This window comes from Bisbaumannia pacifica (assembly GCF_007989625.1).
In the GTDB taxonomy this organism is placed as follows: domain Bacteria; phylum Pseudomonadota; class Gammaproteobacteria; order Pseudomonadales; family Halomonadaceae; genus Bisbaumannia; species Bisbaumannia pacifica.
Genome location: NZ_BJUK01000020.1, coordinates 56,180 through 67,806 on the forward strand (window position 1 = coordinate 56,180; position 11,627 = coordinate 67,806).

10 protein-coding genes are annotated in these 11,627 nt (G+C 65.9%); 8 read left to right on the forward strand and 2 right to left on the reverse strand.

What is annotated here, in order from left to right; genetic code table 11:
* Window positions 1–86: 86 nt before the first annotated feature.
* Complete coding sequence (locus tag HPA02_RS10175; RefSeq protein ID WP_146803078.1) at window positions 87–833, reverse strand: aspartate/glutamate racemase family protein; 747 nt, start codon at window positions 831–833, stop codon at window positions 87–89.
* Window positions 834–1,257: 424 nt separating this feature from the next.
* Between HPA02_RS10175 and HPA02_RS10180 the strand changes: the two genes are divergently transcribed.
* On the forward strand, window positions 1,258–1,965 hold the full coding sequence (locus tag HPA02_RS10180; protein ID WP_146803079.1) for an aspartate/glutamate racemase family protein: 708 nt from the start codon (window positions 1,258–1,260) through the stop codon (window positions 1,963–1,965).
* A gap of 104 nt (window positions 1,966–2,069) precedes the next feature.
* Window positions 2,070–3,005 (forward strand): allantoinase PuuE, encoded by a 936-nt coding sequence (puuE, locus tag HPA02_RS10185; protein ID WP_146803080.1) that lies wholly within the window; start codon window positions 2,070–2,072, stop codon window positions 3,003–3,005.
* Between the two features lie 99 nt (window positions 3,006–3,104).
* Here the strand turns inward: puuE and HPA02_RS10190 are convergent, their stop codons facing one another.
* Window positions 3,105–4,547 (reverse strand): YfcC family protein, encoded by a 1,443-nt coding sequence (locus HPA02_RS10190; RefSeq protein WP_146803081.1) that lies wholly within the window; start codon window positions 4,545–4,547, stop codon window positions 3,105–3,107.
* Window positions 4,548–4,870: 323 nt separating this feature from the next.
* On the opposite strand from HPA02_RS10190, the gene HPA02_RS10195 reads away from it, so the two are divergent.
* From HPA02_RS10195 to HPA02_RS10220, 6 genes are all read left to right on the forward strand, one after another.
* The gene (locus HPA02_RS10195; protein WP_146803082.1) at window positions 4,871–5,722 is read left to right on the forward strand and encodes a bifunctional allantoicase/(S)-ureidoglycine aminohydrolase; all 852 of its coding nucleotides are present in this window, start codon (window positions 4,871–4,873) and stop codon (window positions 5,720–5,722) included.
* Window positions 5,723–5,739: 17 nt separating this feature from the next.
* The gene (locus HPA02_RS10200; RefSeq protein WP_146803083.1) at window positions 5,740–6,228 is read left to right on the forward strand and encodes an ureidoglycolate lyase; all 489 of its coding nucleotides are present in this window, start codon (window positions 5,740–5,742) and stop codon (window positions 6,226–6,228) included.
* Between the two features lie 263 nt (window positions 6,229–6,491).
* Window positions 6,492–8,267 carry a glyoxylate carboligase gene (gcl, locus tag HPA02_RS10205; RefSeq protein ID WP_146803084.1) on the forward strand — a complete coding sequence of 592 codons (1,776 nt, stop codon included), beginning with the start codon at window positions 6,492–6,494 and terminating at the stop codon, window positions 8,265–8,267.
* A gap of 64 nt (window positions 8,268–8,331) precedes the next feature.
* The gene (gene hyi / locus HPA02_RS10210; RefSeq protein ID WP_146803085.1) at window positions 8,332–9,108 is read left to right on the forward strand and encodes a hydroxypyruvate isomerase; all 777 of its coding nucleotides are present in this window, start codon (window positions 8,332–8,334) and stop codon (window positions 9,106–9,108) included.
* A 38-nt stretch (window positions 9,109–9,146) separates the two neighbouring features.
* A complete protein-coding gene (locus HPA02_RS10215; protein ID WP_146803086.1) occupies window positions 9,147–10,037 on the forward strand; it encodes a 2-hydroxy-3-oxopropionate reductase in 891 nt (296 codons plus the stop codon).
* A 210-nt stretch (window positions 10,038–10,247) separates the two neighbouring features.
* Window positions 10,248–11,549, forward strand: coding sequence for a glycerate kinase type-2 family protein (locus HPA02_RS10220; protein ID WP_146803087.1), 1,302 nt, complete (start codon window positions 10,248–10,250; stop codon window positions 11,547–11,549).
* The last annotated feature ends 78 nt before the right edge of the window (window positions 11,550–11,627 follow it).

Sequence of the window (11,627 nt, forward strand, 5' to 3'; positions counted from 1 at the left end):
CGGCCTGCAGGGAGTCGCTCTTGTTCATGATAGTGTCCTCGCGGTTTTTGGGACGGTTGTTGTTGTTACGTCGTCGATGGCAAGGCTCAGGCCGCCGGGGTCAGCCCCGAGAAGTGTTCGAAACGACCGGTGAAGGCCTTGGGGCGCGGGAAGGCCAGGTCGCCATGCTTGCTGGTGCCGAGCCTCAGCCCCACCAGGGCCTCGGCCAGCTTGACCGCCGCGGTGACGCCTTCCACCACCGGCAGCCCTACCGCCTCGGTGATCTCGGCGGTCAGGTCGGCCATGCCGCCACAGCCCAGCACGATGGCGCCGATGCCATCCTCCGCCTTGGCCCGGCGCCCCTCGTCGATAATGCGCGCCACGGCGGCCTCGCCGTCTTCCTCCAGGTCGAGCACCGGAATCTCCGCCGCCCGCACCCGCCGGCAGTGATGGGCGAAGCCGTACTGGGCCAGCAGATGCTCGGCGATGATGGCGGTGCGTCCCAGGGTGGTGACCACCGAGAAGCGGGTGCTGATCAGGCTGGCCATATGGAAGGCCGCCTCGGCGATGCCGATCACCGGGGCGCGGGTCAGTTCGCGGGCCGCCAGCAGTCCCGGGTCGCCGAAGCAGGCGATGATATAGGCGTCGGTCCCCTCCCGCTCGCCGGCGAGGATCTCCTCCTGGACGCCCACCGCGGCCACCGCCTCGTCGAAGTGGCTCTCGATGGAGACCGGCCCGGCGGCGGGCTGGGTGGCGATGATATGGGTGCCAGGGGCGGCGATGCGCGTCGCCGCCTCACCGATGGTGGCGGTCATGCCGGCGGTGGTGTTGGGGTTGATCAGGCGTAGCTGCATGGTGGGCCTCGCGGTTTGTGGACAAGGAATTATTGTTTTGTACACAAAATAGGTCGGCGAGGCCCTGATCGCAAGTCGCTGGACATTCTTGCGAATCACTTAAACATTTCCTTTAAGAACAGGTAATTATCTCTGTTTTATTAAGTATGATTGATTATTTTTTGACTAGACTTAGGTCGTATTCGGCGAAAAAAACGCGGCCTGTCGACCGAGGATAGGGCGTGATGTATACAATTATTTGTATACAGTGTGCTCATCGACGGGCGTCATTTCGCGGCGAGGCGTATTCCGGCCGCTGCGTTGGCGGAACTGGCGTGGCGGACAAAAAATCGCTTGAATTTTTTGTATACAAAGATCAATCCTAGAGGGGCGGCCCTCCCATGTGGGCGGCCTGCCACTCGGAGAAGATAAAGAGGAGAGAGGAATGCGTCTGCTGCTGCTCAACGGCAATAGCAATGCCGCCATGACCGCGACCCTGGCGAGTCGCGCCCGGCAGTGGCTGGGCGCGGCGGTGACGGTCATCGAGGAGACCACCGCGGAGGGCGTGCCTTATATCGGCTCGCGCCGCGACTGTGCCCTGACCGCCGCCCATACGCTGGGCCGGGTAGAGGCGCACCTGGCGCGGGGCGACCTGGCGGCGGATGCCATCCTGCTGGGCTGCTTCGGCGAGCCGGGGCTGGAGGCGGTGCGCGAGATCAGTCCGGTACCGGTGCTGGGCATGCTGGAGGCCTCGGTGCTCTGCGCCCTGCAGCTGGGGGAGCGTTTCGCCATCGTGACTCCCGGGCTGCGCTGGCCGCGGATGATCGAGGAGCGCCTGCATGCCCTGGGGGTGGCCCACCACTGCCTGGAGATCGTGCCGGTGCGGGTCGAGGACCTGGCGCTGCCGCTTCGCCAAGAGCAGGTGAGCGAGCGGTTGATGGAGGCCCTGGAGGGGTTGCAGCGGCGCGCCGCGCCGCCGGTGGTGATTATCGGCGGCGCGGCCTTCGCCGGCTTCGCGGCCCGCTTGCCGGCGCCGCCGGGCTGCCGCCTGCTGGATGCCTTCGATGCGGCCCTGGCCCAGTCCCTGGCCCTGATGCGCCTCGGCGCCCCTGGGCAGGTCTCCGGGGGGAAAGCCGAGACATCCGAGACTTGAAAGCTAGCTGGATACACTCTATCTTCTTATTGTATACATAAACTGTTGCTCGCTTCTGTCCCCCGGAGGCCGGGCCAACGCAGAACAATCAGGAAAGGTCAGCCATGAGCGTAACGCCTAATAGCGACTATCCCCGTGACCTGATCGGCTACGGCCGTGATCCGGTGCACGCCAACTGGCCCGGCAAGGCCAAGATCGCCGTGCAGTTCGTCCTCAACTACGAAGAGGGCGGCGAGAACTGCGTGCTGCACGGTGACAGCCACTCCGAGAAGTTCCTCTCCGAGATCGTCGGTGCCGAGGCCTACCCGGAGCGCCACCTGAGCATGGAGTCGATCTACGAGTACGGCTCCCGGGTCGGCGTCTGGCGCATCCTCAAGGAGTTCGAGCGCCGCGGCCTGCCGCTGACCGTGTTCGGCGTCGCCATGGCCCTGGAGCGCCACCCGGAGGTGGCCCACGCCTTCAAGGAACTGGGCCACGAGATCGCCTGTCACGGCCTGCGCTGGATCCACTACCAGAACGTGCCGGAGAGCGTCGAGCGCGAGCATATGCAGCGCGCCATCGAGATCTTCCAGAACCTCTACGGCGAGAAGCCGCTGGGCTGGTATACCGGCCGCGACAGCCCCAACACCCGGCGCCTGGTGCTCGACGAGGGCTCCTTCCTCTACGACAGCGACTACTACGGCGACGACCTGCCGTTCTGGACCACCGAGCGCGACAGCCAGGGCGAGGCCCGCTCCCACCTGGTGGTGCCCTACACCCTGGACACCAACGACATGCGCTTCGCCACGCCCCAGGGCTTCAATACCGGCGACCACTTCTTCAGCTACCTGCGTGACGCCTTCGACGTGCTCTACGCGGAGGGCGAGGAGGCGCCGAAGATGCTCTCCATCGGCATGCACTGTCGCCTGCTGGGACGTCCGGGCCGCTTCCGCGCCCTGCAGCGCTTCCTCGACCATATCGAGGCCCATGACCGGGTCTGGGTCACGCGCCGCGTGGATATCGCCCGCCATTGGGCCGAGCACCACCCGGCGGCACGCTGAGGTCGGCCTCCGATGATGGCGCCTCCCGAAACCAGCATGCCCCGCCCGGCGGGGCCGGGCGGGGCATGCTGGTGGCAAGGCGGGTGGTGCGTCAGGCGATCAGCCGACCCACTGGGTGGCCTGTGCGAAGGCCAAGAAGCCCAGGGCGATCACTACCCAGACGCAGAACAGCGGGAAGAAAAATTTCACCCATTTCTGCCAGGGCACGCCGGCGATGGCCAGGGTGGCCATGAAGTAGCCGGAGGTCGGGTAGAGGATATTGCCCATGCCGTCGCCGAGTTGGTAGGCCAGTACCGCGGTCTGACGGGTCACCCCGATCAGGTCGGAAAGCGGTGCCATGATCGGCATGGTGACCAGGGCCTGGCCGCTGCCGGAAGGAACCACGAAGTTAAAGCCGAGCTGAGCGAAGTACATACCGATGGCGGAGAGCAGGGAAGGCAATTCGCCGACCAGGCTGCCGAGGCCCATGACCAGGGTGTCCATGATTTGGCCACCCTCCAGGACGACGGCAACGCCGCGGGCTACGCCGGCGATCATGGCCCCGACCAGTACGTCGCGGAACCCCTTGTTGAAGGCCTCACAGATGTCCTCTGTGGTCAGGCCGGCGATCATGCCCACGACGATGCCCATGAGGATGAACAGCCCCGCCATTTCCATCATGAACCAGCCTTGGCGAAGTACGCCATAGACCAGGAGGCCGAAGAAGGCGAAGGTGGCGATGGCGGCCAGCTTCTGGCGGCCGTTGGCGGCCAGGGCGCCCTCGTCGCTGGCGTGCAGGTAGAGGCGGCGCTTCTCCGCCTCGTCATCGTCACCGGCCATCAGGCTGAGGTCGGGGTTTTCGCGGACCTTGCGAGCATAGCGCATCACGAAAAAGATACCTGCCCCGAGCACCACGGCGAAGGCGGCGGCGCGCAGGCCGAACCCCGAATAGAGCGGCAGGTCGGAGAGCTGCTGCCCGAGGCCGGTGTTGATGGGGTTGAGAATGCCGGTGGAGAAGCCGGCCGTGGTGGCGCACAGGGCCACGGCGGCGGCGGTCACCGAGTCGAAGCGCAGGGCGATCATCAGCGGCAGGATCACTGGCACGTAGACCAAGGCAAGCTCCTGAGTGCCAATGATGGTTGCCACCGCGGCGAAGACTGTCATCAGCACCGGGATCATCAACAGGCTCTGGTTGGCGAAGCGCCGGCTCAGCTTGTCGACGCCGATCTCGATGATGCCGGTGCGACGCAGCACCATGAACATGCCGCCGATCATAAAGGTGAAGAATACCACCTCGCCGGCGCTCATCAGGCCATTGGGTATGGCCAGCATGAAATCGACGATGCCTGCGGGATTCGAGTCCACGTACTGGAAGGACTCGGCATCGATGGTGATGCGTCCATTGGGGCCGGGGATGCGCTCGAACTGGCCGGCCGGAACGAAGTGCGTGGCGATCGCCGCCAGGGCGATAAAGATCACCAGAATCACGTAGATATGCGGTATGCGCCAGCCGGATGACTTGGCGGCTGTCGCCTTGGTCGCGCTGGAAGAGTTCTCGGACATGATATTGCCTCATTTTGTTGTTTCTTGAGGTGTGCTCGAGGGCCTATGCAGCTAGGCCCTCTAAGGGAGCGCTTCTGTGTCGCTCCTTTCCCTGGGCAGCCACGGGGCTGGCCAGGGGCGGGGCAAAGTGCCGATCCGTTATGGCTAATCTTATATACGGACTATTTGCGGCCTTGCCTTGACTCCGATTGAAGCTTAAATTGGAAATAGTTTCCAGATATTTTTTGCCGCAATCTGCCGGTTCGGCGGGGCGGCCTGAATGCCACCGCCGGATGCCTGTTGCATCGCAGAGAGCGGTTAATCCCAACCAACGAGGACACACCATGGCTCGTAATACCTATTACGCTCCCCAGGGCGGCCATCCGCCCCAGACCCAGCTGCTCTCCGATCGCGCCGTCTTCACCGAGGCCTACGCCATCATTCCCAAGGGCGTGCTGCGGGACATCGTCGCCAGCTACCTGCCGTTCTGGGAGAACACCCGCTTGTGGGTGCTGTCGCGTCCGATGACCGGCTTCTCCGAGACCTTCTCCCAGTACATCGTGGAAGTCTCTCCCGGTGGCGGTAGCAACAAGCCGGAACTGGACGAGGGCGCCGAGGGCGTGCTCTTCGTGGTCGAGGGCGAGATGGTACTGACCCTGGGTGGCGAGAAGCATGTGATGCAGCCGGGTGGCTACGCCTTTATTCCGCCGGGCAGCGACTGGACCCTGCGCAACGAGAGCGATGCCGCGGTGCGTTTCCACTGGATCCGCAAGGCCTACGAGTTCGTCGAGGGCATCGAGGCGCCGGAGGCCTTCGTCACCAACGAGAACGACGTCGAGCCGATTCCCATGCCGGACACCGACGAGAAGTGGGTGACTACCCGTTTCGTCGACCAGTCCGATATGCGTCACGACATGCACGTCAATATCGTCACCTTCCAGCCCGGCGGCGTGATCCCCTTCGACGAGACCCACGTCATGGAGCACGGCCTCTATGTGCTCGAGGGCAAGGCGGTCTATCACCTCAACCAGGAGTGGGTCGAGGTGGAAGCCGGTGACTACATGTGGCTGCGCGCCTTCTGCCCGCAGGCCTGCTATGCCGGTGGCCCGGGCCCGTTCCGCTACCTGCTCTACAAGGACGTCAACCGTCATATGAAGCTCAATGCCTCCGCCGCCTATCGCGGCCTGCAGCGTTGAGTCACGAGGAGGACGTGATGCTGGAACTCACCGCCCAACCGCTCACCCGGGAGGCCTTCGCCCCCTTCGGTGACGTCATCGATACCCGGGGCGCCGACTTCTTCCCCATCAACGCCGGGCGCACCAAGCGCTACCACGACCTGGCCAAGGTGGAGACCCTGGGCGAGGAGGCCCGGGCGCTGATCAGCATCTTCGTCAGCCAGCCGGTGGAGGTGCCCCTGACCCTCGACTTCCTGGAGCGTCACCCCCAGGGCAGTCAGGCCTTCGTGCCGCTGCACGAGGAGCGCTTCCTGGTGGTGGTGGCCCCGCCGGGGGACAAGATCGACCCCAGTGAGGTGCGCGCCTTCGTCACCGACGGCCGTCAGGGCGTCAACTACCGCGCCGGGACCTGGCATGCCATCCAGTCGGTGCTGGAGCGTGAGGGCGAGTTCCTGGTGGTCGACCGGGGCGGCGCCGGCAACAACTGCGACGAGCATCCGCTGGCGGTTCGCGTCACCCTCGACTGAGTGCCTCTCTAGTTAGCCTCGAAGGGCCGGCGGGACTTCCCGTCGGCCCCTTCGGCGTGCCCGGATATTGGTCGTCTCCGTCCGTCGAAACAAAGCCTTTTCATGAATTTCCATGTAGATATATATCAATGATTTTAATGGCTTTTTTGCCATGAATGTATTTTTTGTGGAAATGTCTTCCATAAAATATTGACAGCGCGGCGGCGCCCGCCTACCTTGAATGGCAAGAACCCTGATTACCGTGTCACCGAGGAGGAATCGTCGTGGCCAAGATGACCGCAGCAGAAGCCGCCGTTCACGTTTTGAAGAAAGAGGGCGTCGATGTCGCCTTCGGCGTGCCCGGCGCCGCCATCAACCCCTTCTATGCCGCCCTGCGCAAGGTCGGCGGCGTGGATCATGTCCTGGCTCGCCACGTCGAGGGCGCCTCGCACATGGCCGAGGGCTACACCCGCACCCAGCCGGGCAATATCGGCGTGTGCATCGGCACCTCCGGCCCCGCCGGCACCGACATGATCACCGGCCTCTACTCCGCCAGCGCCGACTCCATTCCGATCCTCTGCATCACCGGCCAGGCGCCGCGGGCCAAGCTGCACAAGGAAGACTTCCAGGCGGTCAACATCCAGGAGATCGCCGGTCCGGTCACCAAGTGGGCCATCACCGTGCTGGAGCCGGCCCAGGTGCCGCGTGCCTTCCAGCAGGCCTTCCACCTGATGCGCTCCTCGCGCCCGGGCCCGGTGCTGCTCGACCTGCCCATCGACGTGCAGATGAGCGAAATCGAGTTCGATCCGGACACCTATGAGCCGCTGCCGGTCTACAAGCCCGCCGCGACCCGCGCCCAGGCCGAGAAGGCCCTGGAGCTGCTCAACGAATCCGAGCGCCCGCTGCTGGTCTCCGGCGGTGGCGTGATCAACGCCGACGCCAGCGACCTGCTCACCGAGTTCGCCGAACTCACCGGCGTGCCGGTCATCCCGACCCTGATGGGCTGGGGCACCATCCCCGATGACCACCCGCTGATGGCGGGCATGGTGGGCCTGCAGACCTCCCACCGTTACGGCAACGCCACCATGCTGGCCTCCGATTTCGTGATGGGCATCGGTAACCGCTGGGCCAACCGCCACACCGGTGAGATCTCCACCTACACCGAAGGCCGCAAGTTCGTGCACGTGGATATCGAGCCGACCCAGGTCGGGCGCATCTTCGGCCCGGACTACGGCATCGTCTCCGACGCCAAGGCGGCCCTGGAGCTGTTTATCGAGGTGGCCAAGGAGTGGAAGGCCGCGGGCAAGCTGAAGGATCGCAGCCAGTGGGCCGAGGAGTGCCAGGAGCGCAAGCGCACCCTGCTGCGCAAGACCCACTTCGACAACGTGCCGGTCAAGCCCCAGCGCGTCTACGAAGAGATGAACAAGGCGTTCGGCAAGAACACCCGCTACGTCAGCACCATCGGCCTGTCGCAGATCGCCGGCGCCCAGTTCCTGCACGTCTACAAGCCGCGTCACTGGATCAACTGTGGCCAGGCCGGACCGCTGGGCTGGACCATTCCGGCCGCCCTGGGCGTGCGTCGCGCCGACCCGGACGCCGAAGTCGTCGCCCTCTCCGGTGACTACGACTTCCAGTTCATGATCGAGGAGCTGGCCGCGGGCGCCCAGTTCAAGCTGCCCTACATCCATGTGCTGGTGAACAACTCCTACCTGGGGCTGATTCGCCAGGCCCAGCGCGGCTTCGACATGGACTACTGCGTGCAGCTCTCCTTCGAGAACGTCAACTGCCCGGAGATCAACGACTACGGCGTCGATCACGTCTCCGTGGTGGAAGGCCTGGGCTGCAAGGCGCTGCGCGTCACCCAGCCCGAGGACATCGCCCCGGCCTTCGAGGAAGCGCGCAAGCTGATGGCCGAGCACCGGGTCCCGGTGGTGGTCGAGGTGATCCTCGAGCGAGTCACCAATATCGCCATGGGCACCGACCTGGGCGGCGTCAACGAGTTCGAGGCCCTGGCCGAGAACCAGGAAGATGCGCCGACTTCCATCGCCTCTTTGACCTAAAGTAGACGGCATCCCGCCGCCTTCGGGCGGCGGTTCCGGAAACCCGTTTCAACAGGAGCCGACCATGCCCAAGTTTGCCGCCAACCTCAGCATGCTGTTTACCGAGGTGGATTTCCTCGACCGCTTCGAGGCCGCCGCCAAGGCCGGCTTCCAGGGCGTCGAGTACCTCTTCCCCTACGACTTCACCGCCGACGAGATCAAGCAGCGCCTGGACGCCAATGGCCTGACCCAGGTGCTCTTCAACCTGCCGGCCGGCGACTGGGGCGCCGGCGAGCGCGGCATCGCCTGTCACCCGGATCGCGTGGAAGAATTCCGCGCCGGCGTCGACCGTGCGATCGACTACGCCAAGGTCCTCGGCAATACCCAGGTCAACTGCCTGGCCGGGATCAAGCCGCAGGGCGTCAGCGACGACCAGGCCCGCCAGACCCTGGTGGAGAACCTGCGCTTCGCCGCCGAGAAGCTCAAGGCCGCCGGCATCCGCCTGATCGCCGAGCCGATCAACACCCGCGATATCCCGGGTTTCTTCCTCAACGGCACCGAGCAGGCGCTGGCGATCTTCGACGAAGTGGGCAGCGACAACCTCGCGCTGCAGTACGACATCTATCACATGCAGATCATGGAAGGGGATCTGGCCCCGACCATGGAGACGCACCTGGCACGCATCGCCCATGTGCAGCTCGCCGACAACCCGGGCCGTCACGAGCCGGGCACCGGCGAGATCAACTATCCCTTCCTGTTCGCCCACCTCGACCGTCTCGGTTACGACGGCTGGATCGGCTGCGAATACAAGCCCAAGACCACCACCGTGGAAGGCCTGGGCTGGCTGGATAGCGTGCGCTAAGCGCTGTTCGACGACAGGACACGAGAAGGAGAGAGACTATGAGCAAGATCGGTTTTATCGGCCTGGGCATCATGGGGCGTCCCATGGCGGGTCACCTGCTGGACGCCGGCCACGAGATCTTCACCGTGCAGCACGGCAGCCCGATTCCCCAAGACCTGGCCGACAAGGGCGCCCAGGTGGTGGCCAACCCCAAGGCGGTGGCCGAGGCCGCCGAGGTCATCATCACCATGGTGCCGGATACCCCCGACGTGGAACTGGTGCTGTTCGGTGAGAACGGCGTGGTCGAAGGCCTCAAGCCGGGCACCCTGGTGATCGACATGAGCTCCATCGCGCCGATCGCCACCCAGGAGTTCGCCAAGCGCATCGTGGAGGCCGGCGGCGAGTACGTCGACGCCCCGGTCTCCGGCGGCGAAGGCGGTGCCATCAACGCCGCCCTGACCATCATGGTCGGTGCCACCGAGGAAGGCTTCACCCGCGCCAAGCCGGTGCTGGAAGTGATGGGCAAGACCATCACCCATATCGGCGGTCACGGCGCCGGCCAGACCTGCAAGGTGGCCAACCAGATCGTCGTCGCCCTGACCATCGAGGCGGTGGCCGAAGGCCTGCTGTTCGCCTCCAAGGCCGGCGCCGACGTGGCCAAGGTGCGCGAGTCCCTGCTCGGCGGCCTGGCCACCTCGAAGATCCTCGACGTTCACGGCGAGCGCATGATCAACGGCACCTTCGATCCGGGCTTCAAGATCAAGCTCCATCAGAAGGACCTCAACCTGGCCCTGGAAGGCGCCCGCAGCCTCAACCTGTCGCTGCCGGGTACCGCCAATGCCCAGCAACTCTTCCAGGCCTGCGTGGCCCATGGCGGCGCCGACTGGGATCACGCCGGCATCCTGCGCGCCCTGGAGAAGCTCGCCGACCATAGCGTCAGCGACAAGTAAGCCCTCCCCCCAGGGATTGGGTGGGCCGCGGTGAAACGACCTTCGCCGCGTCCCATCGAGTTCCTGACTGGCAGGCGCCGGGTCGTCGTCTGCCATGCCACGCATGTGGCCCTTCTCCGGTGGCGGTCTCCCTGTGGTAGGCCCTTGGCCGTCACCGGCTTTTTTCTTCCCCCTTTCCTGCCCGTTGCGGCTTCCGTGAGGAGTCTGCCGATGAATGCTATCGCTCCCTTTTCGAGTCATGAGGCGGCGCGCCAGTGGCTGTCGCGTCTCGCTCAGACGGCGGTTGCCGCCGTGCACCCCGATTCTCTGTTGCCCGATAACCTGCCCGAGCCGCCCAAGGGGCGCACCCTGGTGGTCGGCGCCGGCAAGGCCGCCGCGGCCATGGCCGCGGCCCTGGAGACGGCCTGGCAGCAGCGCTACCCCGAGGCCGAGCTGAGCGGCCTGGTGGTCACCCGCTATGGCCATGGCGCCGAGTGCCGGAACATCGAGGTCCTCGAGGCCTCCCATCCGATGCCCGACGACCTCAGTGAGAAGGCCGCCCGGCGCATGCTCGAGGCGGTGGAAGGCCTCGGCGAGGACGACCTGGTGATCGCCCTGGTCTCCGGCGGCGGCTCGGCGCTGATGACCCTGCCGGCCGCCGGCCTGACCCTGCACCAGAAGCAGCAGCTCAACAAGGCGCTGTTGCGCTGCGGGGCGCCGATCCGCGAGATCAACACCGTGCGCCGCCACCTCTCCGCCATCAAGGGCGGGCGCCTGGCCGCCGCCGCCCACCCGGCGCGGGTGGTCACCTACCTGATCTCCGACGTGCCCGGCGACGATCCCACCCTGATCGCCTCCGGCCCGACCCTGCCCGACGACTCCACCCCGGCGGACGCCCTGGCGATCCTCGAGCGCTACGCCATCGAGGTGCCCGACAGCGTGCGCCGTCACCTGGTGGCGGACACCAGCGCGCCGCGCCGCGACGATGCCGGCTTCGCCCGGGACGAGGAGGTGGTGCTGGCCCGCGCCGCCGATGCCCTGGAGGCCGCCCGCCGTGCCGCCGAGGAGAGCGGCCTGGCGGTGCGCGTGCTGGGCGACGACCTGGAGGGCGAGGCCCGCGACCTGGGGCGTGCCCAGGCGCGCATGGCGCTGACCCTGCAGGGCGAGATCGAGGAGCCGCTGCTGATCCTCTCCGGCGGCGAGACCAGCGTCACCGTCCAGGGCGACGGCCGCGGCGGGCGCAACGTCGAGTACCTCTTGGGGCTCTTCGAGGCCCTCAAGGGCGCCGAGGACATCCACGCCCTGGCCATCGACACCGACGGCATCGACGGCTCCGAGGACAACGCCGGCGCCCAGTTCGGTCCCGACTGCTGGGCCCGCGCCAAGGCGGCGCGCCTGGCGCCGCAGGACTACCTGGCGCGCAACGACGCCTACAGCTTCTTCGCCGAGCTGGACGACCTGATCATCACCGGGCCGACCCGCACCAACGTCAACGACTTCCGCGCCATCCTGGTGCTGCCGAGGACCGCATGAACGCTCTGCCCCATCCCCCATTGCGCCGCACCAAGATCGTCGCCACCCTGGGTCCCGCCAGCGACCGGGAGGGCGTCC

Coding starts and splice junctions, on each gene's coding strand:
- HPA02_RS10175 (WP_146803078.1), bottom strand. CDS start 833: ATGCAGCTACGCCTGATCAACCCCAACACCACCGCCGGCATGACCGCC.
- HPA02_RS10180 (WP_146803079.1), top strand. CDS start 1,258: ATGCGTCTGCTGCTGCTCAACGGCAATAGCAATGCCGCCATGACCGCG.
- puuE (WP_146803080.1), top strand. CDS start 2,070: ATGAGCGTAACGCCTAATAGCGACTATCCCCGTGACCTGATCGGCTAC.
- HPA02_RS10190 (WP_146803081.1), bottom strand. CDS start 4,547: ATGTCCGAGAACTCTTCCAGCGCGACCAAGGCGACAGCCGCCAAGTCA.
- HPA02_RS10195 (WP_146803082.1), top strand. CDS start 4,871: ATGGCTCGTAATACCTATTACGCTCCCCAGGGCGGCCATCCGCCCCAG.
- HPA02_RS10200 (WP_146803083.1), top strand. CDS start 5,740: ATGCTGGAACTCACCGCCCAACCGCTCACCCGGGAGGCCTTCGCCCCC.
- hyi (WP_146803085.1), top strand. CDS start 8,332: ATGCCCAAGTTTGCCGCCAACCTCAGCATGCTGTTTACCGAGGTGGAT.
- HPA02_RS10215 (WP_146803086.1), top strand. CDS start 9,147: ATGAGCAAGATCGGTTTTATCGGCCTGGGCATCATGGGGCGTCCCATG.
- HPA02_RS10220 (WP_146803087.1), top strand. CDS start 10,248: ATGAATGCTATCGCTCCCTTTTCGAGTCATGAGGCGGCGCGCCAGTGG.